The sequence below is a fragment of the Enterobacter bugandensis genome, from assembly GCF_900324475.1.
Classification (GTDB): domain Bacteria; phylum Pseudomonadota; class Gammaproteobacteria; order Enterobacterales; family Enterobacteriaceae; genus Enterobacter; species Enterobacter bugandensis.
In genome coordinates, this window is sequence record NZ_LT992502.1 from 4,648,789 (window position 1) to 4,674,075 (window position 25,287).

19 protein-coding genes, 1 tRNA gene, 3 rRNA genes and 1 pseudogene are annotated in these 25,287 nt (G+C 53.8%); 9 read left to right on the top strand and 15 right to left on the bottom strand.

The window, feature by feature from the left end:
- Positions 1 to 92 precede the first annotated feature (92 nt).
- From glnL to DG357_RS22560, 3 genes are all read left to right on the top strand, one after another.
- The gene (glnL, locus tag DG357_RS22550; RefSeq protein ID WP_014172250.1) at positions 93 to 1,142 is read left to right on the top strand and encodes a nitrogen regulation protein NR(II); all 1,050 of its coding nucleotides are present in this window, start codon (positions 93 to 95) and stop codon (positions 1,140 to 1,142) included.
- Positions 1,143 to 1,153: 11 nt separating this feature from the next.
- A complete protein-coding gene (gene glnG, locus DG357_RS22555; RefSeq protein WP_028014893.1) occupies positions 1,154 to 2,566 on the top strand; it encodes a nitrogen regulation protein NR(I) in 1,413 nt (470 codons plus the stop codon).
- A 111-nt stretch (positions 2,567 to 2,677) separates the two neighbouring features.
- Positions 2,678 to 2,788 carry a YshB family small membrane protein gene (locus DG357_RS22560; RefSeq protein ID WP_017382667.1) on the top strand — a complete coding sequence of 37 codons (111 nt, stop codon included), beginning with the start codon at positions 2,678 to 2,680 and terminating at the stop codon, positions 2,786 to 2,788.
- Positions 2,789 to 2,841: 53 nt separating this feature from the next.
- On the opposite strand, the gene hemN is transcribed toward DG357_RS22560, so the two are convergent.
- Both hemN and yihI read right to left on the bottom strand, forming a co-directional pair.
- A complete protein-coding gene (gene hemN / locus DG357_RS22565; protein ID WP_088204717.1) occupies positions 2,842 to 4,215 on the bottom strand; it encodes an oxygen-independent coproporphyrinogen III oxidase in 1,374 nt (457 codons plus the stop codon).
- Between the two features lie 188 nt (positions 4,216 to 4,403).
- Positions 4,404 to 4,919 carry a Der GTPase-activating protein YihI gene (gene yihI, locus DG357_RS22575; RefSeq protein ID WP_028014895.1) on the bottom strand — a complete coding sequence of 172 codons (516 nt, stop codon included), beginning with the start codon at positions 4,917 to 4,919 and terminating at the stop codon, positions 4,404 to 4,406.
- 577 nt (positions 4,920 to 5,496) lie between these two features.
- Between yihI and yihA the strand changes: the two genes are divergently transcribed.
- A complete protein-coding gene (gene yihA, locus DG357_RS22585) occupies positions 5,497 to 6,126 on the top strand; it encodes a ribosome biogenesis GTP-binding protein YihA/YsxC (protein WP_014885764.1) in 630 nt (209 codons plus the stop codon).
- Between the two features lie 98 nt (positions 6,127 to 6,224).
- Here the strand turns inward: yihA and DG357_RS23390 are convergent, their stop codons facing one another.
- Positions 6,225 to 6,272 carry a spot 42 RNA, inhibition of DNA synthesis gene (locus tag DG357_RS23390; protein ID WP_071892919.1) on the bottom strand — a complete coding sequence of 16 codons (48 nt, stop codon included), beginning with the start codon at positions 6,270 to 6,272 and terminating at the stop codon, positions 6,225 to 6,227.
- A gap of 166 nt (positions 6,273 to 6,438) precedes the next feature.
- Positions 6,439 to 9,231, bottom strand: a complete 2,793-nt coding sequence (polA, locus tag DG357_RS22590; RefSeq protein ID WP_088204716.1) for a DNA polymerase I — start codon at positions 9,229 to 9,231, stop codon at positions 6,439 to 6,441.
- A 440-nt stretch (positions 9,232 to 9,671) separates the two neighbouring features.
- Between polA and DG357_RS22595 the strand changes: the two genes are divergently transcribed.
- Positions 9,672 to 10,580 (top strand): acyltransferase, encoded by a 909-nt coding sequence (locus DG357_RS22595; RefSeq protein ID WP_088204715.1) that lies wholly within the window; start codon positions 9,672 to 9,674, stop codon positions 10,578 to 10,580.
- Between the two features lie 23 nt (positions 10,581 to 10,603).
- Here DG357_RS22595 and dsbA read toward each other — a convergent pair whose 3' ends face one another.
- From dsbA to DG357_RS22610, 3 genes are all read right to left on the bottom strand, one after another.
- Positions 10,604 to 11,227: a thiol:disulfide interchange protein DsbA gene (dsbA, locus tag DG357_RS22600; protein ID WP_028014899.1), complete on the bottom strand. Its 624-nt coding sequence runs from the start codon at positions 11,225 to 11,227 to the stop codon at positions 10,604 to 10,606.
- Positions 11,228 to 11,254: 27 nt separating this feature from the next.
- Positions 11,255 to 12,241 (bottom strand): serine/threonine protein kinase, encoded by a 987-nt coding sequence (locus DG357_RS22605; protein ID WP_049001344.1) that lies wholly within the window; start codon positions 12,239 to 12,241, stop codon positions 11,255 to 11,257.
- A 75-nt stretch (positions 12,242 to 12,316) separates the two neighbouring features.
- On the bottom strand, positions 12,317 to 12,586 hold the full coding sequence (locus DG357_RS22610) for a YihD family protein (RefSeq protein ID WP_008501866.1): 270 nt from the start codon (positions 12,584 to 12,586) through the stop codon (positions 12,317 to 12,319).
- Between the two features lie 68 nt (positions 12,587 to 12,654).
- Between DG357_RS22610 and mobA the strand changes: the two genes are divergently transcribed.
- Both mobA and mobB read left to right on the top strand, forming a co-directional pair.
- Positions 12,655 to 13,239 carry a molybdenum cofactor guanylyltransferase MobA gene (mobA, locus tag DG357_RS22615; RefSeq protein ID WP_088204714.1) on the top strand — a complete coding sequence of 195 codons (585 nt, stop codon included), beginning with the start codon at positions 12,655 to 12,657 and terminating at the stop codon, positions 13,237 to 13,239.
- Positions 13,236 to 13,739: a molybdopterin-guanine dinucleotide biosynthesis protein MobB gene (mobB, locus tag DG357_RS22620; protein WP_048959965.1), complete on the top strand. Its 504-nt coding sequence runs from the start codon at positions 13,236 to 13,238 to the stop codon at positions 13,737 to 13,739. The genes mobA and mobB overlap by 4 nt, the downstream gene beginning before the upstream one ends.
- A 96-nt stretch (positions 13,740 to 13,835) precedes the next feature.
- On the opposite strand, the gene rrf is transcribed toward mobB, so the two are convergent.
- The 4 genes from rrf to DG357_RS22640 all read right to left on the bottom strand — a co-directional run bounded on the left by rrf (position 13,836) and on the right by DG357_RS22640 (position 18,813).
- Positions 13,836 to 13,951, bottom strand: a 5S ribosomal RNA gene (gene rrf, locus DG357_RS22625).
- Positions 13,952 to 14,018: 67 nt separating this feature from the next.
- Positions 14,019 to 16,920: ribosomal RNA gene (locus DG357_RS22630) — 23S ribosomal RNA — on the bottom strand.
- 192 nt (positions 16,921 to 17,112) lie between these two features.
- Positions 17,113 to 17,188: transfer RNA gene (locus DG357_RS22635), tRNA-Glu, on the bottom strand.
- Positions 17,189 to 17,273: 85 nt separating this feature from the next.
- Positions 17,274 to 18,813 (bottom strand): 16S ribosomal RNA (locus DG357_RS22640).
- The 16S, 23S and 5S rRNA genes sit together here with 1 tRNA gene alongside, the layout of an rRNA operon.
- A 452-nt stretch (positions 18,814 to 19,265) precedes the next feature.
- On the opposite strand from DG357_RS22640, the pseudogene DG357_RS22645 reads away from it, so the two are divergent.
- Positions 19,266 to 19,974, top strand: a pseudogene (locus DG357_RS22645) (FadR/GntR family transcriptional regulator).
- Positions 19,971 to 21,404 carry a multidrug transporter subunit MdtD gene (mdtD, locus tag DG357_RS22650; RefSeq protein WP_088204432.1) on the top strand — a complete coding sequence of 478 codons (1,434 nt, stop codon included), beginning with the start codon at positions 19,971 to 19,973 and terminating at the stop codon, positions 21,402 to 21,404. Before DG357_RS22645 ends, mdtD begins: the two are co-directional and overlap by 4 nt.
- On the opposite strand, the gene rbsR is transcribed toward mdtD, so the two are convergent.
- The 4 genes from rbsR to rbsC all read right to left on the bottom strand — a co-directional run bounded on the left by rbsR (position 21,370) and on the right by rbsC (position 25,287).
- Complete coding sequence (gene rbsR / locus DG357_RS22655; RefSeq protein ID WP_028014905.1) at positions 21,370 to 22,362, bottom strand: ribose operon transcriptional repressor RbsR; 993 nt, start codon at positions 22,360 to 22,362, stop codon at positions 21,370 to 21,372. The genes mdtD and rbsR overlap by 35 nt on opposite strands.
- A 3-nt stretch (positions 22,363 to 22,365) precedes the next feature.
- Positions 22,366 to 23,295, bottom strand: a complete 930-nt coding sequence (gene rbsK, locus DG357_RS22660; protein ID WP_045631283.1) for a ribokinase — start codon at positions 23,293 to 23,295, stop codon at positions 22,366 to 22,368.
- A 108-nt stretch (positions 23,296 to 23,403) separates the two neighbouring features.
- On the bottom strand, positions 23,404 to 24,294 hold the full coding sequence (gene rbsB / locus DG357_RS22665; protein WP_010426610.1) for a ribose ABC transporter substrate-binding protein RbsB: 891 nt from the start codon (positions 24,292 to 24,294) through the stop codon (positions 23,404 to 23,406).
- Positions 24,295 to 24,321: 27 nt separating this feature from the next.
- The gene (gene rbsC / locus DG357_RS22670) at positions 24,322 to 25,287 is read right to left on the bottom strand and encodes a ribose ABC transporter permease (RefSeq protein ID WP_006808742.1); all 966 of its coding nucleotides are present in this window, start codon (positions 25,285 to 25,287) and stop codon (positions 24,322 to 24,324) included.

Here is a 25,287-nt window from a genome sequence, read left to right on the forward strand (position 1 = left end):
TTTTCTCCACCAACAACCTGATCTCTCGCGCTTTTTACGCCGAAACCGCTATACTGCACTAAAACAGTGCAACGACTCCAGGAGACTGCTGAATGGCAACTGGCACGCTGCCCGATGCTGGGCAGATCCTCAATTCTTTGATTAACAGCATCCTGCTGGTCGACGACGAGCTGGCCGTCCACTATGCCAACCCGGCGGCTCAACAGCTGCTCGCCCAGAGTTCACGCAAACTGTTTGGCACCCCGCTTCCTGAATTGTTGAGCTATTTCTCGCTGAATATTGGCCTGATGCAGGAAAGTTTGCAGGCCGGTCAGGGGTTCACCGATAACGAAGTCACGCTGGTGATCGACGGGCGCTCACATATTCTTTCCCTTACCGCGCAACGTTTGCCGGAAGGACTGATCCTGCTGGAAATGGCGCCGATGGATAATCAGCGTCGCCTGAGCCAGGAGCAGCTTCAGCACGCGCAGCAAATTGCCGCCCGTGACCTGGTGCGCGGTCTCGCGCATGAAATCAAAAACCCGCTGGGTGGGTTACGCGGCGCGGCGCAGCTTCTGACCAAGGCCCTGCCCGACCCTGCGCTGGCGGAGTACACCAACGTCATCATTGAGCAGGCGGACCGCCTGCGTAACCTGGTCGATCGCCTGCTCGGGCCGCAGCAGCCGGGTATGCACGTTTCAGAAAGCATTCATAAAGTCGCTGAACGGGTGGTGAAGCTCGTCTCCATGGAGCTGCCGGAGAACGTCACGCTGGTGCGTGATTACGACCCAAGCCTGCCGGAACTGGCGCATGACCCGGACCAGATTGAGCAGGTTCTGCTGAATATTGTGCGCAATGCCCTGCAGGCGCTGGGGCCGGAAGGCGGCGAGATTATTTTACGCACCCGCACCGCCTTCCAGCTTACGCTGCACGGCGTGCGCTATCGTCTGGCGGCACGCATCGACGTTGAGGATAACGGGCCTGGCATTCCTTCTCATCTGCAGGACACCCTGTTCTACCCAATGGTAAGCGGGCGCGAAGGCGGTACGGGACTGGGCTTATCTATCGCCCGCAGCTTGATCGATCAGCACTCCGGAAAAATTGAATTTACCAGTTGGCCGGGACATACCGAGTTTTCGGTTTTCCTGCCGATTAAAAAATAAAGGTGACGTTTATGCAACGAGGGATAGTCTGGGTAGTCGATGACGATAGCTCCATCCGTTGGGTGCTTGAACGCGCGCTCACAGGGGCAGGTTTAAGCTGCACGACGTTTGAGAGCGGCAGCGAGGTGCTCGACGCACTCACCACCAAAACGCCGGACGTTCTGCTGTCGGATATTCGCATGCCGGGCATGGACGGGCTGGCGCTGTTAAAGCAGATCAAACAGCGCCATCCTATGCTTCCGGTCATCATAATGACGGCTCATTCCGACCTGGATGCCGCGGTGAGCGCCTATCAGCAAGGGGCATTCGATTATCTGCCCAAACCGTTCGATATCGACGAAGCGGTGGCGCTGGTTGAGCGCGCGATTAGCCACTACCAGGAGCAACAACAGCCGCGCCACGCGCCCGATTTTGGGCCAACCACTGACATCATCGGGGAAGCGCCGGCGATGCAGGACGTGTTTCGCATTATTGGCCGTCTGTCCCGCTCGTCCATCAGCGTGTTGATTAACGGGGAATCGGGTACAGGTAAAGAGCTGGTGGCGCATGCGTTACATCGCCACAGCCCGCGGGCAAAAGCGCCGTTTATCGCCCTCAATATGGCGGCGATCCCGAAGGATTTGATTGAGTCCGAGCTGTTCGGCCACGAAAAAGGGGCGTTTACCGGCGCGAATACCATTCGCCAGGGGCGCTTTGAGCAGGCTGACGGCGGCACGCTGTTCCTGGACGAGATCGGCGATATGCCGCTGGACGTTCAAACTCGCCTGCTGCGCGTGCTGGCCGACGGGCAGTTTTACCGCGTGGGCGGCTATGCGCCGGTGAAGGTGGACGTGCGTATTATCGCCGCGACGCACCAGAACCTGGAGCTGCGCGTGCAGGAGGGCAAATTCCGTGAGGATTTATTCCATCGCCTGAACGTGATCCGCGTCCACCTGCCGCCGCTGCGCGAGCGTCGGGAAGATATCCCGCGCCTGGCGCGTCATTTCCTGCAGGTGGCGGCCCGCGAGCTGGGCGTGGAAGCCAAGCAGCTTCACCCGGAAACCGATGCCGCCCTCACCCGTCTGGCGTGGCCGGGCAACGTACGCCAGCTGGAAAACACCTGCCGCTGGCTGACCGTGATGGCCGCCGGCCAGGAAGTGTTGATTCAGGATCTCCCTGCCGAACTGTTTGAAGCCACCGCGCCCGAAAGCAGCACCGGGCACGCGCTGCCAGACAGCTGGGCAACGCTGCTGGCGCAGTGGGCCGACCGCGCGCTGCGTTCCGGTCATCAAAACCTGCTGTCTGAGGCTCAGCCAGAGATGGAGCGTACGCTGTTGACCACCGCGCTTCGTCATACGCAGGGCCATAAGCAGGAAGCCGCGCGCCTGCTGGGATGGGGTCGTAATACCCTGACGCGCAAGCTGAAAGAGCTGGGAATGGAGTGAACGTACGCCGCTGTGTAAAGGTTATTAATTGAGCGCAAATTGCCGTTATTTTGCGCTTTACTGTTCCGATGAGTTTTGTATGATCGTGCCCGGAAATTGGGGGGAACCATCATGCTGGAATCATTAGTGACTTTACTGTCGAGCGGAGCAGCTGAAAGCCACACGCCACAAACTGCCGTTGCGGCGGTATTATGTGCGGCGCTGGTTGGGCTGTTTAGCTAGCAGGTTGAAATGTAAAAGCCGGGTAGCGGCTTCGCCTTACCCGGCTTTGCGCCTTAAATCACCCGTGAAAACTGCTGCATACGCGCCTTCTGGCGCAGATACGCGTCAAAGCACATGCAGATATTACGGATCAACAGACGCCCTTTCGGCGTGACCTCAATCGCGTTTTCTGACACATCCACCAGCCCGTCTTTCGCCAGCGGTGCAATCAGCTTCAGGTCTTCCGCAAAATATTCGCTGAATGTCAGATCCCACTGTGCTTCCACGTCGCTAAAGTCGAGACGGAAGTTGCAGATAAGCGCCTTAATCACATCACGACGAATGCAGTCGTCACGGCTCAGCGCGATGCCGCGCCACAGCGCGTTGCCGGTTGCATCAACCTGCTGGTAGTAGAGCTTCAGCTCTTTCTGGTTCTGCGCGTAGCTATCACCGATCATGCTGATGGCGGAGACACCCATGCCGAGCAGATCGGTATCGCCCTGAGTGGTGTAACCCTGGAAGTTGCGGTGCAGAACGCCGTCACGCTGGGCAATCGCCAGCTCGTCATCCGGACGGGCAAAGTGATCCATGCCGATAAATTGATAGCCGCTCTCCGTCAGAGAGGTGATAGTTTCCTGCAGGATATCCAGCTTCTGCTGGGCAGAAGGCAGATCGGCATCTTTGATTTTGCGCTGGGCGGCAAATAGCGTCGGCAGGTGCGCATAGTTAAAGACGCTCAGGCGGTCTGGGCTAAGTTCAGCCACGCGCTTCAGCGTGAAGGCGAAGCTCTCCGGCGTCTGCTTTGGCAGGCCGTAAATCAGGTCGATGTTGGTCGAGGTAAAGCCGATATCACGCGCGTGGTTGAGTAAGGCGAAGATAAATTCCTCGTCCTGCTCGCGGTTGACCAGACGCTGCACCTCTTTATTGAAATCCTGCACGCCCATGCTCAGACGATTAAAGCCTTCGGCGCGTAAGTGATCCAGTACATCCAGCTCAATTTCACGCGGATCGACTTCGATCGAGATTTCAGCGTCGTCGTTAAAATTGAAATTTCCGCGCAGCAGCGTCATCAGGCGGCTTATTTGCGCCTTATTGAGATACGTTGGCGTGCCGCCCCCCCAGTGAAGCTGGCTGACGTGACGACCTTTAAAAAGCGGCGCGCGGTGCACAATTTCCTGTTCGAGCGCATCGAGGTATTGGTCGGCTTTATGCTGCTGACGGGTCACGATTTTATTGCAGCCGCAGAAGTAGCAGAGCTTGTGGCAGAACGGAATATGGACGTAGAGCGACAGCGGACGCTCTGGATAGCGCGTGACGGCCTGCTGAAAATCCTCCTCGCCGAAGGCATCGGAGAACTCCAGCGCGGTGGGGTATGAGGTATAACGCGGCCCGGAATAGTTATACTTCTGGATTAGGGCCAAATCCCAGTCGATAGTTGGTGCTGACATGCTCACTCCTTCCGTTGGTGTCGCGTTCGTATACGGCGGCCCGTTCTGGCCCCATCGCGGGCCATCATTCGGGTGCGCAGCCACTTCTGTCGCCGCGACAACCGCCGTAGTTTAACGAATAACCACACCAGATAACATATAACCGGAAGGGTTATAAGCAGGACTATCGTGCCTGCCGGGTGCAAATGTTAGTTTCCACCTTTCAGAAGACGCATCATATCTTCCTGCTTTTCTTCTTCCTCTTCGTCGTCTTCGTCATCGTAAGACAGACCCAGCTTCTGCATCAGCTCATCAATGCGGTCCAGTTTGGCATCTACCCATGACTGCTCTTCGGCGGTCAGGGTTTCACCCTCTTCAAGACGTTCCAGCAGCGCGTCCAGGCGCTCATCGTTCTCCAGCATATCCAGCTCAGCCTGCGGTGAAAGCATAGGTTTCTCGCTCTTTGGTTTGTGCTGCTTAGTGACCGGGGTGTCTGTCACGCCCAGTGGAATGGGAGTTTTACTGCCGATACGAGGGTCTTTCTGCTGTTTGCCTTTTGCAGAAGCGCCCGCTGCACCACCGCCGTTGGCACGGCTACCCGCAGCATGACCGCGATGTTTTTTGTCGCGTTTGCGGTCGCGCGCTTCCTGGTTCAGTTCTTCGCGCGTTTTGCGGCGTGCTTTTGCAGGGCGTTTCGCGCCCGCAGCGGAGGTTGGTTTTTTCATGATGTTTTATCTTAAAGTCGTTTTCTTCAGTATAGAATTGCGGCGAAATCTAGCAGAAAGCAAGCAAAGAAAAAAGGCGACAGAGCAATCTGTCGCCTTTTTTCCTGACTCACAACCCTTAACGGGTCAGACGTTCCATGTTTACCAACAACACACCCTGTTTATCCTTTGGCTGATACCGTCCGTGTATGGTTCCATTTCCTGTTAAAACGCCTCCAGGCGCTGGTCGTCCTGACTATCCTGCGTCTTCGCCTCCTGGCGCTCCTGACCCTAATCCTTAAGTCGATTTCCTGTTGGCTTCCTCGCCTTGCCGCATACTTTACCTTGTTCCGTTAAACTAACAAGCAACTAAACGGTACAAATACGGATTTTCAGATAATTACCTGGAAATAAGATTATGATTTAAAACAGTTTGCATTTTTTAACGCCTGCGAATTCTCTGAAATCTCCCATAGCAACATTAGCCGATCTCTTACAGCCGTTTGGGCATTCGCCTGCAAGCCTCGTGCAATCAGAAAAGCCTTTTGCCCGCATTCGGGTATAATCCCTCCAGATTACGATTTTTGGAGACGACCACGTGACTACCTGGAACTACCAACAGACGCATTTTGTCACCAGTGCGCCCGATATTCGCCACCTGCCTTCTGATACCGGTATTGAAGTGGCATTTGCTGGCCGCTCAAATGCGGGGAAATCCAGCGCCCTGAATACGCTGACCAATCAGAAGAACCTGGCGCGTACCTCAAAAACACCTGGCCGTACCCAGCTGATTAACCTCTTTGAAGTGGCTGAAGGCAAACGCCTCGTAGACTTGCCGGGATACGGTTATGCGCAGGTGCCGGAAGAGATGAAGATCAAGTGGCAGCGTGCGCTGGGCGAATACCTGGAAAAACGCATGTGCCTGAAAGGTCTGGTGGTGCTGATGGATATTCGCCATCCCCTGAAAGATCTGGATCAGCAGATGATCGACTGGGCGGTGGCAAGCGATATTGCCGTGCTGGTACTGCTGACGAAAGCCGACAAGCTGGCAAGCGGCGCGCGTAAAGCGCAGGTGAATATGGTTCGCGAAGCGGTACTGGCCTTCAATGGCGATGTACAGGTTGAGCCTTTCTCTTCGCTGAAAAAACAGGGCGTGGACAAGCTGCGTCAGAAGCTCGACAGCTGGTTTAACGAGCTGGAACCCGCGACGGAAGCGGAAGAAGAGTAATACCGAGCGCGGCGATGTCCGCGCTTTTTTTTGCCCGAACTTTTCTTTGCCGCAATAAAAAACGCCCCAGTCATTACTGACTGGGGCGGCTAAAATATTCAGCCAAATCCGATTACGTGAAGTAAAAGGTCTGAAAGATAGAACATCTTACCTCTGTACCCTACGTCGATAACTCTACCCCTTTTTTTGCTGTAGAAAAAGCACTTTTTGTAGTTTTTTTTCATTCTTTACATAGGGAATTCTAATGATCGTCACAAAACGCGCGTTGTTATGTTGCTAACTTACATAAAAAGCGCGTTATTCACAGAACCTTTAGTGAGCCTGATCCCAGTTTTCACCACTTCCTACTTCCACCAGCAACGGCACGTCCAGCGTCATGCTGCTTTCCATCAGTTCGTGGATCTTCTTCGACACGGCGTCGAGGTCGTCCTTGTGCACTTCAAATACCAGTTCATCGTGTACCTGCATGATCATTTTCACGCGCGGCTTCTCTTTCTCCAGCCAGGCATCAACGGCGATCATTGCGCGCTTGATGATGTCCGCTGCGGTACCCTGCATCGGGGCGTTGATCGCAGCACGCTCTGCACCAGCGCGGCGCGCCGCGTTACTGGATTTGATGTCCGGGAGATAGAGACGACGGCCATCCAGGGTTTCAACGTAACCTTTCTCTTTCGCCTGCGCGCGGGTGCGTTCCATATATTCCAGAACGCCCGGATAACGCTCGAAGTAAAGATCCATATACTTCTGCGACTCTTTGCGCGGAATGTTTAGCTGGCGTGAAAGGCCAAACGCGCTCATGCCGTAGATTAGACCGAAGTTGATCGCTTTTGCACTGCGGCGCTGTTCGTTGGTCACGTTGTCCAGCGGTAAACCAAAGACCTCCGCCGCGGTCGCCCGGTGGATGTCTTTTCCTTCCGCAAATGCCGTCAGCAGACCTTTATCGCGGGACAGGTGCGCCATAATGCGCAGTTCAATTTGCGAGTAGTCAGCCGAGACAATCAGGTAGTCATCAGGGGCTATAAAGGCCTGACGAATGCGGCGCCCTTCCTCGTTACGCACCGGAATATTCTGCAGGTTAGGATCGGTTGACGAGAGACGCCCGGTTGCCGCTACCGCCTGATGATACGACGTGTGCACACGGCCCGTTTTCGGGTTGATCATCAGCGGAAGTTTGTCCGTGTAGGTAGACTTCAGCTTCGCGAGACCGCGGTACTGCAGAATCACTTTTGGCAGCGGGTAGTCCAGCGCCAGCTCTTCCAGCACCTCTTCAGAGGTTGAAGGCGCACCGCCAGGGGTTTTCTTCAGCGGCTTGATGCCCTGCTTTTCAAACAGAATGGTTTGCAGCTGCTTCGGTGAAGAGAGGTTAAACGGCTCGCCGGCAAGGTCATGCGCTTTCTGCTCGAGCTCGGTCAAACGCTGCGCGAGCTCGCCAGAGTGGTTTTGCAGCACCGTTGGATCGATCTTAACGCCATTGCGTTCGATACGGGACAGCACGGGCACCAGCGGCATTTCAATATGCTGGAATACGTTCAGCGGACCTTCGTGCTTCTGCAGTTTTGGCCACATCTTCAGATGCAGTTGCAGCGTGACGTCGGCATCTTCCGCCGCGTAGCGCCCTGCTTCTTCAAGAGCAATCTGGTTAAAGGTGAGCTGATTTTTCCCTTTACCGGCAATCTCTTCAAAGGTAATGGTTTTGTGCTTGAGCCAGCGGTCAGATAAGGAATCCATATCATGGCGGCCCGCCACGCTGTCCAGAATGTAGGATTCGAGCATAGTGTCAAAGGCAATCCCGCGCAGCTCAATGCCGTAGTTCTGCAGAATGCCGCGGTCGTACTTGAGGTTTTGACCAACCTTCAGCGCCTTTTCGTCTTCCAGAATCGGCTTCAGTAGCTCGAGCGCGCGCTCGCGGGAGATCTGCTCCGGCGCATCCAGGTAGTCGTGCGCCACGGGAACGTAGGCGGCAATACCCGGCTCTGTCGCAAAGGACAATCCCACCATATTGGCTGAGATGTTGTCGAGGCTGTCTGTTTCGGTGTCAAAGGCAAAGACCGGCGCTTTTTTCAGTTTCTCGATCCAGGCGATCAGCTGTGACTCTTCCAGAATGGTTTCGTAGTTGTCGAAGGAGAGCGCTGCGGCTTCTTCTTCCGCCTGATCTTCGGCATCAACGACAATCGTCTCTTTCGGCTTAGCAGCAGGTTTGGCCCCTTTAGCCTGCAGCCATTTACCGGCTTCCACGTCAGTGGTCCAGCGCTTGAATTCGTATTTCTTAAACAGGTTCAGCAGGTCGTCAGCGGAAGGCTGTTGCACTTCCAGCTGCTCACAGCCCAGCTCCAGTTCCACATCGGTTTTGATTGTTGCCAGCTTATAGGAGAGATAAGCCACCTCTTTGTTCTCTTCCAGCTTCCCGGCCATGGTTTTTGCGCCACGGAAGGAAAGTCCGGCGATTTTGTCTGGCTCAGCGTAGAGCGTGTCCAGACCACCCAGCCCCTGAAGCAGCGCCTGCGCGGTTTTTTCACCGACGCCAGGAACGCCAGGTATGTTATCCGAGGAGTCGCCCATCAACGCGAGGAAGTCGATAATCAGCTCTGGCGGCACGCCATACTTAGTGACTACTTCTTCTGGCCCCAGAATGGTGTTGGTCATGGTGTTGATCAGGGTAATACCTGGAGTCACCAGCTGCGCCATATCTTTATCACCGGTGCTGATCAGCACCGGACGGCCCATTTTTTCAGCTTCACGCGCCAGCGTACCGATGACGTCGTCAGCCTCCACGCCAGAGACGGCCAGCAGCGGCAGGCCCATTGCTTTCACCATGGCGTGCAGTGGCTCAATCTGCGCACGCAGATCGTCAGGCATTGGCGGACGATGGGATTTGTAATGTTCGAACAGCTCATCGCGGAAGGTTTTGCCTTTCGCATCAAAAACGACAGCCGCATGGGTGGGCTGATACTGAAGAATCAGGCTGCGCAGCATGTTCAGCACGCCGTACATCGCGCCGGTAGGTTCCCCTGCGCTATTGGTCAGAGGAGGAAACGCATGGTACGCCCGATACAGGTAAGAAGAGCCGTCGACGAGAATAAGTGGGTTTTCTGGGATCTGAACCATAATGTCCGTGCCTTTAATCAATTTATGCGTAAAGGATGCCACAGAAGGATGAAAACATCAGTTATTCAGGTTCGATACAGAAAAAGATTTTGCGATCGTGAGGATCGCTCGCAAAATTCAAACTGTGGATAAGTTTGTGAATATTTTCACTTCAAATGAAAAACAGATACAAAAAGCAGGCACGCGCTGATAATAAATTATTATATATCATAATGTTAACAACTAACACTGCATGAAAATAGCCTGCTGATGGCAATTTAGTCTATGTGGATATAAGTCCTGATTAGCGCACAATAATAGAGAAATCTTCTGCTTCAGGGGAAAAGCCGTCTATTGACGATATGAAAGCGCCATAATTTTGTCACTTTTCTGATAAAATCAGCCCCCAGCGCCGTATCATCGGCCGGTCCATTAAAGCTAACCACCTGAAAAAGCTCATCATGTCGAGATTGCTCGCTGCAATAACATTACCGCTAAGCATCATTTTAACTATTCTGGTGACGATTGCGTGTTCTGTGCCAATCATTATCGCCGGGGTCGTTAAACTGCTGCTGCCTGTGCCTGCGGTGTGGCGATCCGTCTCTGCGTTTTGTAATTTCATGATGTATTGCTGGTGTGAAGGGCTAGCGATCCTGCTGTGCCTGAATCCGCATCTGAAGTGGGATGTCGAAGGGCTGGAGAGCCTCAACAAAAAGAACTGGTACCTGCTGATTTGCAATCATCACAGCTGGGCGGACATCGTGGTGTTATGCGTGCTTTTTCGCAAACATATCCCGATGAACAAGTACTTCCTCAAGCAGCAGCTCGCCTGGGTGCCCTTTATCGGGCTGGCCTGCTGGGCGCTTGATATGCCGTTTATGAAACGCTATTCGCGCAGCTATCTGATTCGTCATCCGGAGCGTCGCGGTAAGGATGTGGAGACCACGCGCCGCTCCTGTGAAAAGTTTCGCGCACATCCAACGACCATCGTGAACTTTGTTGAAGGCTCACGGTTTACGGAAGATAAACGTCAACAAACACGCTCCCCTTATCAGAACCTGCTTCCGCCAAAGGCGGCGGGTATTGCGATGGCACTTAACGTGCTGGGTGCACAGTTCGATAAACTTCTGAACGTTACGCTCTGCTATCCGGAAAATGACAGGACGCCATTCTTCGATATGCTCAGCGGCAAGCTGACGCGGATTGTTGTTCGGGTGAATTTAGTGCCGATCGATACCGGGCTGCACGGTGACTACGTTAACGATAAGAATTTCAAACGTGGTTTCCAGCAGTGGCTTAATACGCTCTGGAAAGAGAAAGACGAACAGATAGACAGCATTAAATCTTCATACAAAAACGCCGGTCAGTGACCGGCGTTTTCATATCAACGAAATTACTTCTTCTCAACCAGGTATTTCACGGTGTCAGCATACTGCTGTACGAAAATATCCATGCTGCTGGTGTCCATGCCCTGCATGTTCAGCTGATATTTGCCGTTAACAAACATCGCCGGAACGCCCTGAAGCTGCAGATCAGCGGCCGCTTTTTCCTGCTGAGCAACCAGAGATTTCACTACAAAGCTGTTCCACGCGGCGTCGTACTCTTCACCTTTCACACCGGCATCAACGAACACTTTGCGGATATCCGCAGTGGTCTGAACGGTCTGGGTTTTCTGTACGGCTTCGAACATTGGAGCAGTGATTTTATCTTCCACGCCCAGCGCCATCGCAACCGCCCACGCCTGAGTCAGGTCTTTACCCAACGGGCCCAGGAACTCAACGTGGTACTTGGTCATTTTGGTGCCTTCCGGCAGCTTCTTCTTCACGTTGTCAGAAACATGCAGCACCTCTTCGAATTGATAGCAGTGCGGGCAATAGAATGAGAAGAACTCCAGAACCTGTGGCTCGCCAGCAACCGGCTTTTCCAGCGTGATAAACTGTTTACCGTCGGTAAACTGCGCAGCAGAAGCGCTAAATGCCAGAATCATACCTGCCAGCGCCAGCCAAATTTTTTTCATGATTAACTCTCTCCTGGGTGTGTCCAATTAATACATCGGCGTTAATTGCAGAGGGGGTTCCTGAAGAACCTTAACCTGCTGAGTGAATGTAGATATCTGGCTGCGCCAGTAATCTTCTCCGGTAAGCCACGGGAAATTACGAGGAAATGCGGGGTCGTCCCAACGCCTGATTAACCATGCGAGATAATAAACAAAACGCATCGCACGTAAAGGCTCAATCAGGGCAATTTCGTCTGAATTAAACGGGCTAAATTCTTCATAGGCTTCAATAATCGTTTCAAGCTGCATGCGCTGCTCGGCTTTGTCGCCATTGAGCAGCATCCACAGATCCTGAACCGCTGGTCCCATGCGCGCATCGTCGAGATCGACAAACAGTGGACCATCGCGCCAGAGAATATTTCCGGCGTGACAATCGCCATGCAGGCGCAGAACGGAAATATCATCACGCCAGCAGGTTTTCACCGCAGCAATAAGCTTATCGGTGGCGTTGAGGAAATCATCCTTTAACGCAGCGGGGATCAGCGCAGACGTTTCGAATATCTGACGTGGTTCGGTGAGATATTCATGAATCCCGATCGTTGGTCGGACAGTGAACTCTGTTTTACGTCCCGTCTGATGAATGCGTCCCAGATAGCGAGCAACCCACTCCATCTGATCGATATTATCCGCTTCAAACTGGCGGCCACCCAGACTGGGGAATACGGCGTAGTAAAACCCTTCATGCGTGAGCAGCGTTTGGTTATTGAACTTTATCGGCGCGGCAACGGGAACGTCATCAACCAGCAGATCGTGAGCAAACTGGTGCTCCTCCTGAATTTGCTGTGCAGACCAACGTTCAGGGCGATAGAACTTTACGACGAAGCGCTGACGATCCTCGTCCTGAAATTGATAGACGCGGTTTTCGTAGCTGTTTAACGGAGTTAGCCCGGAATCCACACGAATACCCTGTTCAAACAGGGCATCCATAATGGTATCCGGGTGTAGTGTCTGGAAAGTAAAAGCCTGGTCGTTCATCCGATCATCCGGAAATTATACGAATGATTCAGGATATCATCTTGTAGCGATTTCGGTGGCTCCGCTTACAAGCTTTTACTCTTTAATTACGCCTCGGGCGCGCAGCAATGCAGTTTTAAAATCTTCCTCATAATCCTTCTGAATACCAGGAATAACAGCATCTTTGGCTGAGTCGCGCATTTTGAGGTGGTAGATCAGGATGTCGTCAGAAAGGTCTGCCAGATCGCCGTCAAAACCTGACTCTTTTGCCAGTTTCTGTAAGAATTGCATCAGATTCAGCTCTGGCTCTTTTTGCCAGGCCGGCTGGAGGAGTTCAATGACTTCATTCAGACGTTTACATTTCATGGTGGTGCTCCTTTCATTTAGAGTGACACGTTAGCAGGGTCAATCCCACAATAAAAGAGGCGATATTCGTGAATCTTAGCCTGGAAATCACTGGGGTCGTTCTGGCAGGCGGCAGAGCTACACGTATGGGCGGGGAAGATAAGGGACTACAGCTCCTGAAAGGCAAGCCCTTATGGCAGCATGTCGCTGATACGCTTGTCGATCAGGTATCGGCAATGGCGCTGAGCGCAAATCGCCATATCGATATTTACCAGCGCAGCGGGTTTCCCGTTTATCAGGATAATCTTGCTGATTTTCCGGGGCCGCTGGCCGGCATGCTTTCGGTGATGCAGCAGTCGCAGGGAGAGTGGTTTATCTTTTGTTCGTGTGATACGCCATTTATACCCACCTGCCTGGTGGAACGGATGGTGCAACAGCGAGGTGATTCACCTGTGGTCTGGGTGCATGACGGCGAGCGCGACCACCCAACTATCGCGCTCATTAACCGATCCTTGATTCCTGCTATGAGCGACTATCTGGCTTCCGGAGAACGAAGAGTGATGGTGTTTATGCGTAAGGTCGGCGGACATGCTGTTGATTTTAGCGACATGAAAACATCGTTCGTGAATGTGAACACATTAGAAGATTTACAGGCCATGCAGGAGAAGAGATGAACTCTGTTTTAGCCATTTCAGCCTGGAGTGGGACAGGAAAAACCACGTTGCTGAAAAAACTGATACCCGCTCTGTGCGCCCGCGGTATTCGTCCAGGCTTGATTAAGCATACTCACCATAATATGGATGTCGATAAGCCGGGTAAAGATAGCTATGAGCTGCGCAAAGCGGGTGCCGCGCAGACAATGGTAGCAAGCAACCAGCGTTGGGCATTGATGACAGAAACGCCGGATGAGGCACCGCTGGATCTCGCGTATCTGGTGAGCCGGATGGATCACTCCACGCTGGATCTGGTGCTGGTTGAGGGATTTAAGCATGAGGCCGTGCCTAAGATCCTGCTGTTCAGAAGTGATGCCGGGCATGACATCAGCGAGTTAACGCTGGATGAGCATGTGATTGCGGTGGCCAGCGATGTTGCTCTCGATATTGAGGTTCCGGTGCTGGATTTAAATGATGAGGATGGGATTGCTGAGTTTATTGTGAAGTGGTGTGCGGTCTGACTTGCCGGGTGGCGGCTTCGCCTTACCCGGCCTACATTTTTCGGTATATAAACGCAAAAAGGCCATCCTTTCGGATGGCCTCTTCACTTAATTGATGCCTGGCAGTTCCCTACTCTCACATGGGGAGACCCCACACTACCATCGGCGCTACGGCGTTTCACTTCTGAGTTCGGCATGGGGTCAGGTGGGACCACCGCGCTAAAGCCGCCAGGCAAATTCTGTTAATCTGTATCAGGCTGAAAATCGTCTCTCTCACCGCCAAAACAGCTTCGGCGTTGTAAGGTTAAGCCTCACGGTTCATTAGTACCGGTTAGCTCAACGCATCGCTGCGCTTACACACCCGGCCTATCAACGTCGTCGTCTTCAACGTTCCTTCAGGAGACTTATAGTCTCAGGGAGAACTCATCTCGGGGCAAGTTTCGTGCTTAGATGCTTTCAGCACTTATCTCTTCCGCATTTAGCTACCGGGCAGTGCCATTGGCATGACAACCCGAACACCAGTGATGCGTCCACTCCGGTCCTCTCGTACTAGGAGCAGCCCCCCTCAATTCTCCAGCGCCCACGGCAGATAGGGACCGAATGGTCCGACGTTCTAAACCCAGCTCGCGTACCACTTTAAATGGCGAACAGCCATACCCTTGGGACCTACTTCAGCCCCAGGATGTGATGAGCCGACATCGAGGTGCCAAACACCGCCGTCGATATGAACTCTTGGGCGGTATCAGCCTGTTATCCCCGGAGTACCTTTTATCCGTTGAGCGATGGCCCTTCCATTCAGAACCACCGGATCACTATGACCTGCTTTCGCACCTGCTCGAGCCGTCACTCTCGCAGTCAAGCTAGCTTATGCCATTGCACTAACCTCCTGATGTCCGACCAGGATTAGCTAACCTTCGTGCTCCTCCGTTACTCTTTGGGAGGAGACCGCCCCAGTCAAACTACCCACCAGACACTGTCCGCAACCCGGATTACGGGTCCACGTTAGAACACCAGCCATTAAAGGGTGGTATTTCAAGGATGGCTCCACGCAGACTGGCGTCCACGCTTCAAAGCCTCCCACCTATCCTACACATCAAGGACCAGTGTTCAGTGTCAAGCTATAGTAAAGGTTCACGGGGTCTTTCCGTCTTGCCGCGGGTACACTGCATCTTCACAGCGAGTTCAATTTCACTGAGTCTCGGGTGGAGACAGCCTGGCCATCATTACGCCATTCGTGCAGGTCGGAACTTACCCGACAAGGAATTTCGCTACCTTAGGACCGTTATAGTTACGGCCGCCGTTTACCGGGGCTTCGATCAAGAGCTTCGCGTTGCCGCTAACCCCATCAATTAACCTTCCGGCACCGGGCAGGCGTCACACCGTATACGTCCACTTTCGTGTTTGCACAGTGCTGTGTTTTTAATAAACAGTTGCAGCCAGCTGGTATCTTCGACTGATTTCAGCTCCGTCCGCAGGGACTTCACCTACATATCAGCGTGCCTTCTCCCGAAGTTACGGCACCATTTTGCCTAGTTCCTTCACCCGAGTTCTCTCAAGCGCCTTGGTATTCTCTACCTGACCACCTGTGTCGGTTTGGGGTACGATTTCGTGTTACCTGATGCTTAGAGGCTTTTCCTGGAAGCAGGGCATTTATCACTTCAGCACCGTAGTGCCTCGTCATCACGCCTCAGTGTTAAAGTGAACCGGATTTGCCTGGAACACACACCTACACGCTTAAACCGGGACAACCGTCGCCCGGCTGACATAGCCTTCTCCGTCCCCCCTTCGCAGTAACACCAAGTACAGGAATATTAACCTGTTTCCCATCGACTACGCCTTTCGGCCTCGCCTTAGGGGTCGACTCACCCTGCCCCGATTAACGTTGGACAGGAACCCTTGGTCTTCCGGCGAGCGGGCTTTTCACCCGCTTTATCGTTACTTATGTCAGCATTCGCACTTCTGATACCTCCAGCATGCCTCACAGCACACCTTCGACGGCTTACAGAACGCTCCCCTACCCAACAACGCATAAGCGTCGCTGCCGCAGCTTCGGTGCATGGTTTAGCCCCGTTACATCTTCCGCGCAGGCCGACTCGACCAGTGAGCTATTACGCTTTCTTTAAATGATGGCTGCTTCTAAGCCAACATCCTGGCTGTCTGTGCCTTCCCACATCGTTTCCCACTTAACCATGACTTTGGGACCTTAGCTGGCGGTCTGGGTTGTTTCCCTCTTCACGACGGACGTTAGCACCCGCCGTGTGTCTCCCGTGATAACATTCTTCGGTATTCGTAGTTTGCATCGGGTTGGTAAGCCGGGATGGCCCCCTAGCCGAAACAGTGCTCTACCCCCGAAGATGAGTTCACGAGGCGCTACCTAAATAGCTTTCGGGGAGAACCAGCTATCTCCCGGTTTGATTGGCCTTTCACCCCCAGCCACAGGTCATCCGCTAATTTTTCAACATTAGTCGGTTCGGTCCTCCAGTTAGTGTTACCCAACCTTCAACCTGCCCATGGCTAGATCACCGGGTTTCGGGTCTATACCCTGCAACTTAACGCCCAGTTAAGACTCGGTTTCCCTGCGGCTCCCCTATACGGTTAACCTTGCTACAGAATATAAGTCGCTGACCCATTATACAAAAGGTACGCAGTCACACCACGAAGGTGCTCCCACTGCTTGTACGTACACGGTTTCAGGTTCTTTTTCACTCCCCTCGCCGGGGTTCTTTTCGCCTTTCCCTCACGGTACTGGTTCACTATCGGTCAGTCAGGAGTATTTAGCCTTGGAGGATGGTCCCCCCATATTCAGACAGGATACCACGTGTCCCGCCCTACTCTTCGAGTTCACAACCTGTGCATTTTCGTGTACGGGACTGTCACCCTGTACCGTGCGACTTTCCAGACGCTTCCACTAACACACAAGCTGATTCAGACTCCGGGCTGCTCCCCGTTCGCTCGCCGCTACTGGGGGAATCTCGGTTGATTTCTTTTCCTCGGGGTACTTAGATGTTTCAGTTCCCCCGGTTCGCCTCGTTAACCTATGTATTCAGTTAACGATAGTGTGACGAATCACACTGGGTTTCCCCATTCGGACATCGACGGGTCAAAGGTTCATATCACCTCGCCGTCGCTTTTCGCAGATTAGCACGTCCTTCATCGCCTCTGACTGCCAGGGCATCCACCGTGTACGCTTAGTCGCTTAACCTCACAACCCGAAGATGTTTCTTTCGATTCATCATCGACTTGCGAAAATTTGAGAGACTCGAACACACCTTAAAGATGTGTCGTTTCAATTTTCAGCTTGATCCAGATTTTTAAAGAGCAAATATCTCAAACATGACTCGCAAGTCAGTTTTGAGATATGACGGCAGGTGACTTTCACTCACGAACCAGCAAGTGGCGTCCCCTAGGGGATTCGAACCCCTGTTACCGCCGTGAAAGGGCGGTGTCCTGGGCCTCTAGACGAAGGGGACACTGAAGTCTCAATCGCAAGACGCCTTGCTGTTTACTTTTCATCAGACAATCTGTGTGGACACTACAAAGGCAGGTTCTTTAAGGTAAGGAGGTGATCCAACCGCAGGTTCCCCTACGGTTACCTTGTTACGACTTCACCCCAGTCATGAATCACAAAGTGGTAAGCGCCCTCCCGAAGGTTAAGCTACCTACTTCTTTTGCAACCCACTCCCATGGTGTGACGGGCGGTGTGTACAAGGCCCGGGAACGTATTCACCGTGGCATTCTGATCCACGATTACTAGCGATTCCGACTTCATGGAGTCGAGTTGCAGACTCCAATCCGGACTACGACGCACTTTATGAGGTCCGCTTGCTCTCGCGAGGTCGCTTCTCTTTGTATGCGCCATTGTAGCACGTGTGTAGCCCTACTCGTAAGGGCCATGATGACTTGACGTCATCCCCACCTTCCTCCAGTTTATCACTGGCAGTCTCCTTTGAGTTCCCGGCCTAACCGCTGGCAACAAAGGATAAGGGTTGCGCTCGTTGCGGGACTTAACCCAACATTTCACAACACGAGCTGACGACAGCCATGCAGCACCTGTCTCAGAGTTCCCGAAGGCACCAATCCATCTCTGGAAAGTTCTCTGGATGTCAAGAGTAGGTAAGGTTCTTCGCGTTGCATCGAATTAAACCACATGCTCCACCGCTTGTGCGGGCCCCCGTCAATTCATTTGAGTTTTAACCTTGCGGCCGTACTCCCCAGGCGGTCGACTTAACGCGTTAGCTCCGGAAGCCACGCCTCAAGGGCACAACCTCCAAGTCGACATCGTTTACGGCGTGGACTACCAGGGTATCTAATCCTGTTTGCTCCCCACGCTTTCGCACCTGAGCGTCAGTCTTTGTCCAGGGGGCCGCCTTCGCCACCGGTATTCCTCCAGATCTCTACGCATTTCACCGCTACACCTGGAATTCTACCCCCCTCTACAAGACTCTAGCCTGCCAGTTTCGAATGCAGTTCCCAGGTTGAGCCCGGGGATTTCACATCCGACTTGACAGACCGCCTGCGTGCGCTTTACGCCCAGTAATTCCGATTAACGCTTGCACCCTCCGTATTACCGCGGCTGCTGGCACGGAGTTAGCCGGTGCTTCTTCTGCGGGTAACGTCAATCGACAAGGTTATTAACCTTATCGCCTTCCTCCCCGCTGAAAGTACTTTACAACCCGAAGGCCTTCTTCATACACGCGGCATGGCTGCATCAGGCTTGCGCCCATTGTGCAATATTCCCCACTGCTGCCTCCCGTAGGAGTCTGGACCGTGTCTCAGTTCCAGTGTGGCTGGTCATCCTCTCAGACCAGCTAGGGATCGTCGCCTAGGTGAGCCGTTACCCCACCTACTAGCTAATCCCATCTGGGCACATCTGATGGCAAGAGGCCCGAAGGTCCCCCTCTTTGGTCTTGCGACGTTATGCGGTATTAGCTACCGTTTCCAGTAGTTATCCCCCTCCATCAGGCAGTTTCCCAGACATTACTCACCCGTCCGCCACTCGTCACCCGAGAGCAAGCTCTCTGTGCTACCGTTCGACTTGCATGTGTTAGGCCTGCCGCCAGCGTTCAATCTGAGCCATGATCAAACTCTTCAATTTAAGTTTGATGCTCGTGAATTAAACTTCGTAATGAATTACGTATGTTCACTCAGAGACTTGGTATTCATTTTTCGTCCGAGGACGTTAAGAATCCATGTCACTTTGAGTGCCCACACAGATTGTCTGATAAATTTTTAAAGAGCAGTGCCGCTTCGTTTTCGCTGCGGCGCGGGGTGTGCATATTACGCTTTCCCGCTTCAGAGTCAAGCGTTTATTTCGCTTTTCTCTGCTGACCCGGCGGCGTGTGTGCCGTTGTTCCGTGTCAGTGGAGGCGCATTATAGGGCGTTATTCTTAAGTGACAAGAGGAAATTCAAAAAAAGTTTCTGACCGTGTTTTTTTTCACCAACAGAGGTGATATCAAGCTACAAATTGTTCTATTTGATGTATCTGCAACCATAATCACATTCGAGGTGGCATAATTAACAGCATGAAACATTAAGGAATAAAAGCGATGCCATTAAGCGCACAACAGCTGGCCGCCCAAAAAAATCTGTCCTATGTGCTGGCAGAAAAGCTGGCGCAGCGGATTTTAGCGGGGTAAATATGCCCCGGGGAGCATCCTGCCGGGTGAATTGGAGCTGGGTGAGCAGTTTGGAGTAAGCCGTACCGCGGTTCGCGAGGCGGTGAAAACCCTGACGGCAAAAGGCATGGTGCTTCCACGCCCTCGTATTGGCACGCGCGTGATGCCACAGAATAACTGGAATTTTCTCGATCAGGAGCTGCTCTCCTGGTGGATGACCGAAGACAACTTTCATCAGGTCGTCGATCACTTTCTGGTAATGCGCAGCAGTCTTGAACCTCAGGCATGCCTGCTTGCCGCCACGCTCGGGACAGCAGAGCAGAAAGCGCAGCTTAACGCACTCATGGAAGAGATGGTATTCCTGAAAAAACACTTCAACCGGGAACGATGGATTGAGGTCGATATGGCCTGGCATGAACATATCTATATGATGAGCGCCAATCCGTTCCTCACTTCCTTTGCTTCGTTATTCCATTCGGTGTACCACACCTACTTTACCTCTATTACACAAGACGAAGTGGTAAAGCTGGATTTGCATCAGGCGATAGTAGATGCCATTCAGGAGAGCGACGGGCAGCGAGCCCTGACTGCATGTCAGGCATTGCTGACCGCACCAACCCACCAGCAGGTAAATAAATGACAGAGAAAAAAGCGCGCAGCATGGCCGGATTGCCGTGGATTGCAGCCATGGCGTTCTTTATGCAGGCACTGGATGCCACCATCCTCAATACGGCGCTTCCCGCCATTGCGCAAAGCCTTAACCGCTCCCCGCTGGCAATGCAGTCCGCCATCATCAGCTACACCCTCACGGTGGCGATGTTGATCCCGGTAAGTGGCTGGCTGGCCGATCGCTTCGGTACCCGCAGAGTTTTCATGCTGGCCGTAACGCTCTTTACGCTCGGTTCACTGGCCTGCGCGCTCTCCACTTCATTAACGGAGCTGGTTATCTTTCGCGTACTGCAGGGAATAGGCGGCGCGATGATGATGCCGGTGGCGCGCCTCGCTTTGCTGCGTGCCTACCCACGCAGCGAACTGCTCCCCATACTCAACTTTGTCACCATGCCAGGGCTGGTCGGCCCAATACTTGGCCCGGTCCTCGGGGGTGTGCTGGTTACCTGGGCAAGCTGGCACTGGATTTTCCTGATTAATATTCCGATTGGCGTGGCAGGGCTGATCTATGCCCGCAAATATATGCCGAACTTCACCACGCCAAGGCGCAGCTTCGATATGGGCGGCTTTTTCCTGTTTGGACTGAGCCTGGTGCTGTTCTCCAGTGGCATGGAACTCATTGGCGAGAAGCTCGTTGAAACGTGGCTGGCGCTCGCCGTCATCCTCAGTGGTATTCTGCTTTTCCTTCTTTATATACGCCATGCGCGTCGTCACCCGACACCGCTTATCTCTTTATCTCTCTTTAACACCCGAACCTTTTCCGTCGGGATCGCGGGCAATATTGCCTCACGTCTGGGCACGGGCTGCGTACCGTTCCTGATGCCATTGATGCTGCAGGTGGGGTTCGGCTACCCGGCGCTGATTGCCGGCTGCATGATGGCGCCCACGGCAATGGGTTCCATTCTGGCGAAATCAACGGTCACGCAGGTACTGCGCTGGTTTGGCTATCGTAAAACGCTGGTTGGCGTGACGGTCTTTATCGGTCTGATGATTGCGCAGTTCTCGCTGCAATCCGCGGCGTTACCGGTCTGGATGTTGATCCTGCCGCTGTTTGTGCTGGGAATGGCGATGTCAACGCAGTTCACGTCGATGAACACCATCACCCTTGCGGACCTGACCGACGAGAACGCGAGCAGCGGCAACAGCGTACTGGCGGTGACCCAACAGCTGTCGATCAGCCTCGGGGTAGCCGTGAGCGCGGCGGTGCTGCGGTTTTATGAAGGGTTTGGCGGCACGAATACCGTTGAGCAGTTCCACTATACCTTTATCACCATGGGCGCGCTTACCGTGGTGTCGGCGCTGGTCTTTATGTTGTTAAAACCGAAAGATGGCCGGAACCTGATTAAAGAGCGTCACAAAGAGAAAGCTAAACCGAACCGCGTTCCATCAGAACAGGAGTAAGCTGCAAACGTTGCTGTTGCAGCGTGGGCTGCGCCATACGGTGGATCAACACGTCGATGGCCAGCTCACCCAGTTCATCCTTCGGCTGATGGATCGTGGTCAGCGGCGGCGTCATGTAGCGCGCCAGTTCGATATCATCGTAGCCCACGATAGCCATATCGTCCGGAACGCGCAGTCCCGCCTGATACAGCGCCTGATAGGCACCAAACGCCATCGCATCGTTGCCGATAAACACCGCCTGCGGGCGAGGCTCTTGCGCCAGCAGCGTCTGCATTGCCTCGAAACCGCCGTTAAACTCGAAATCGCCGGTGATGCGATAGCCATCAGGAATGGCAAGCCCTGCCCGCTCCATTGCCGAAAGATAGCCTTCCAGACGCAAGCGCGCCGGGGTTTTATCCAGCGGGCCGGTAATGCAGGCAATGCGGGTATGGCCTTTATCAATCAGGTGCTGCGTCGCCATATCGCCGCCCAGCAGCGAGTTATCCTGAATCAGATCGCTGGTCCCGTCGAACGGCGCCCAGTCCATCATTACCGTGGGAATAGAAGGATAGCGCTGAATGATCTCTTTTGAAGGTTGATGCGTTTCGGTACAGAGCAGCAGCAGCCCGTCGACGCGTTTTTGCATCAGCGTTTCCAGGTTGCGGTTCATGCGCTGCTCGTCGCCTTCAGTATTGCACAGCACCAGACTGTAGCCACGCTCGAAGCAGCTGCGCTCTACGCCACGAACAAGTTCAGAATAGAAAGGATTGGTACTGGCCGTGATCAGCATGCCGATGGTGCGCGTCTGGTTAAGCTTCAGACTGCGCGCCAGCGCCGACGGCGCATAGTTGAGATCTTTTACTGCGGCTTCGACTTTCTCCCGAATCGCCTCGCTGACGAAGCGGTCGTTATTAATAACGTGAGAGACGGTCGAAGTAGAAACGCCCGCCATGCGGGCGACATCTTTCATCGTAGCCAAGCGTTACCCCTGCTGACTTAAGAATTCATCGATCTCTTTACGCCACGGAACGGAAGGCTGTGCGCCTTTGCGCGTCACCGCAATCGCGGCGGCGGCATGCGCAAAGCGGATCGCGTCATCCATCGCTTTTCCTTCCAGCAATGCCGTCACCAGCGCACCGTTGAAGGTGTCTCCAGCGGCGATGGTATCAATGGCTTTGACCTTAAAGCCCGGCACGCGACGGCCTTCGCCATTGACGCTAGCCCACACCCCGCGGCTACCAAGAGTAATGATAACGGTCCCGATGCCTTTTGCATGCAGCACTTTCGCCGCACGCGCGGCATCATTGTCATTTTCAACGCGAATGCCCGTCAGCTTTTCCGCTTCGGTTTCGTTCGGCGTAATGATGTCTACCAGCGCCAGCAGTTCATCTGATAATACACGGGCAGGCGCAGGGTTAAGTACGACAGTGGTATGATTTTCATGCGCAATTTTCGCGGCGGTCAGCACGCTTTCAACCGGAGACTCCAGCTGCATCAGCAGGGCTTCCGCTCCGGCGATGATCCCACGCTGCGCTTCGACGCGTTCAGTCGTTAACGCGGCGTTAGCCCCCGCATGAATACCGATGACATTCTCACCTTCCGCATTGACGAAGATCAGCGCCACACCGGTAGATTCCCCTTCAACAACGCTGACGGGTGCAGTATCGATGTTGTCACTTGCCAGCTGCTTGCGTACGCGCTCGCCGGTATCGTCATCACCCGTACAGGCGATAAACGCGATATTCGCCCCGCTGCGCCCGGCGGCAACTGCCTGGTTTGCGCCCTTACCGCCGAACGCGACCTGATACTGATTACCGGTGACGGTTTCGCCCGGAGTGGGGAACGTTTCAAGGTTAAGAATGTGATCGGCATTGATACTGCCAAGGACGACGAGGTTGCCTGCGGTTTTCATGTATTGAGGTGTCCATCTGAGAGCGCCACCGGTATTACCCGGTGGCGTATGCCACACTTTTCTTTTATTTGGTGTCCCTCAGGCAGCCAGCGACTGCCTGAATCGCCTTTACTGCTTAATGACCAGCTTCAGGTCAACAGGATATTTGGCCTGAACTTTTTCGCCCTTCAGCACTTTGTCGGCAGTTTCAACGCCAGTCGCGCCAATCTGCTCAGGCAGCTGAGCGATAGTCGCAGCCAGTTTGCCATCATTTACTGCTTTTTCACCATCCGGCGTGCCGTCAAATCCGACAACCATCACATCTGATTTACCTGCGGTCTGCAGGGCACGCAGCGCACCCAGCGCCATTTCATCGTTCTGTGCAAATACCGCCTGCACATCTGGATGCGCGGTCAGCAGGTTCTGCATGACGTTCAGACCCTTAGTACGGTCGAAGTCTGCCGGCTGGCTGGCCAGCACGTTGAATTTGTGTGCAGCCACGGCCTGCTGGAAGCCTTCACCACGTTCACGGGCCGCGGAAGTCCCGGCAATGCCCTGCAGTTCGATAACTTTCGCGCCTTCACCGGCTTTCTTCGCGATGTAGTCACCAGCAATTTTACCGCCCAGCACGTTATCAGACGCAATGTGGCTCACAACTTCGCCTTTCGTTGCCTGACGGTCCAGAGTGATCACCGGAATTTTCGCCTGGTTTGCCATCTTCACGGCGTTGCCTACGGCATCAGAATCGGTTGGGTTGATCAGCAGAATTTTGGTGCCACGAACGGTTAAGTCCTGAACGTTAGCCAGCTCTTTCGCCGGGTTGTTCTGTGAATCCAGCACCACCAGGTTGTAGCCCAGTTTGTCCGCTTCTTTCTGCGCACCGTCCTTCAGGGAGACGAAGAACGGGTTGTTCAGGGTAGAGACAACCAGCGCGATGGTGTCTTTCGCCATGGCGTTAGCACTTACGGTTGCGCTCAGCGCGACAGCGGAAACCAGGGTAGCCAGTTTTTTCATGTTCATATCTAAGATGTCCTGTAGTGTCGTCAGTTACTGTTTTTTGTTGTCTACCAGTACCGCCAGCAAAATCACCACTGCCTTAACGATCATCTGGTAATAGGAGGAAACACCTAACAAATTCAAACCATTATTCAGGAAACCGAGGATCAGTGCGCCGATCAATGTCCCAACAATGCGACCTTTACCGCCCGCAAGGCTCGTACCGCCCAGAACCACCGCCGCGATGGCATCCAGCTCGTACCCCGTCCCCGCCGTTGGCTGTGCGGAAGAGAGGCGCGCCACTTCGATGATGCCCGCCAGAGAGGCCAGCAGGCCGCACAGGGAGTACACGATAATTTTGACTTTATTAACGCTGATACCGGACAGGCGCGTGGCCGCTTCGTTACCACCCAGCGCATAGATATAACGGCCCAGGCGGGTATGGTGCAGCATGTACCACGCCGCCAGGAAGACGATAGCCATGATCCAGACCGGGGTCGGGACACCTAGCGGGCGACCGATACCGAACCAGCCAAACAGATCCGCGTTATCCGTAAACCCGGTATTCACCGGGCTACCGTTGGTGTAAACCATGGTCACACCGCGCAGCAGCAGCATCATCACCAGCGTGGCGATAAACGCCTGAACGCGGCCTTTTGCCACAATCACGCCAGTTACGGCACCAATCGCCGCGCCAGCCGCCAGTGCAGCCGCAACGGCCACCAGCGCGTTGACCTCAATTCCCACAATTGAAGCGGCGATCGCACCGGTGAGCGCCAGCAGGGAACCGACGGACAGATCGATACCCGAGGTCAAAATCACCAGCGTCATGCCGACCGCCATAATGGCGTTCACCGACGTCTGCTGCAGAATGTTGAACAGATTATTGACGGTAAAAAAGTTCGGGCTCATGGTCGAGACAATCGCGATCAGCACCAGCAGGGCAATCAGCGATTTTTGTTCCATCAGCCATGCCTTTGTGAAATAGCGGCGACCAGAAACAGCCTGGGTAGTCAT

Excerpts from the sequence above, each read along its gene's own strand:
- glnL (WP_014172250.1), top strand. The coding sequence starts at position 93 with ATGGCAACTGGCACGCTGCCCGATGCTGGGCAGATCCTCAATTCTTTG.
- yihI (WP_028014895.1), bottom strand. The coding sequence starts at position 4,919 with ATGAAAAAACCAACCTCCGCTGCGGGCGCGAAACGCCCTGCAAAAGCA.
- rbsK (WP_045631283.1), bottom strand. The coding sequence starts at position 23,295 with ATGAAAACCGCAGGCAACCTCGTCGTCCTTGGCAGTATCAATGCCGAT.
- DG357_RS22560 (WP_017382667.1), top strand. The coding sequence starts at position 2,678 with ATGCTGGAATCATTAGTGACTTTACTGTCGAGCGGAGCAGCTGAAAGC.
- DG357_RS22605 (WP_049001344.1), bottom strand. The coding sequence starts at position 12,241 with ATGAACGACCAGGCTTTTACTTTCCAGACACTACACCCGGATACCATT.
- polA (WP_088204716.1), bottom strand. The coding sequence starts at position 9,231 with ATGGTTCAGATCCCAGAAAACCCACTTATTCTCGTCGACGGCTCTTCT.
- DG357_RS22595 (WP_088204715.1), top strand. The coding sequence starts at position 9,672 with ATGTCGAGATTGCTCGCTGCAATAACATTACCGCTAAGCATCATTTTA.
- hemN (WP_088204717.1), bottom strand. The coding sequence starts at position 4,215 with ATGTCAGCACCAACTATCGACTGGGATTTGGCCCTAATCCAGAAGTAT.
- DG357_RS22610 (WP_008501866.1), bottom strand. The coding sequence starts at position 12,586 with ATGAAATGTAAACGTCTGAATGAAGTCATTGAACTCCTCCAGCCGGCC.
- rbsC (WP_006808742.1), bottom strand. The coding sequence starts at position 25,287 with ATGACTACCCAGGCTGTTTCTGGTCGCCGCTATTTCACAAAGGCATGG.
- mdtD (WP_088204432.1), top strand. The coding sequence starts at position 19,971 with ATGACAGAGAAAAAAGCGCGCAGCATGGCCGGATTGCCGTGGATTGCA.
- rbsB (WP_010426610.1), bottom strand. The coding sequence starts at position 24,294 with ATGAACATGAAAAAACTGGCTACCCTGGTTTCCGCTGTCGCGCTGAGC.
- glnG (WP_028014893.1), top strand. The coding sequence starts at position 1,154 with ATGCAACGAGGGATAGTCTGGGTAGTCGATGACGATAGCTCCATCCGT.
- dsbA (WP_028014899.1), bottom strand. The coding sequence starts at position 11,227 with ATGAAAAAAATTTGGCTGGCGCTGGCAGGTATGATTCTGGCATTTAGC.
- mobB (WP_048959965.1), top strand. The coding sequence starts at position 13,236 with ATGAACTCTGTTTTAGCCATTTCAGCCTGGAGTGGGACAGGAAAAACC.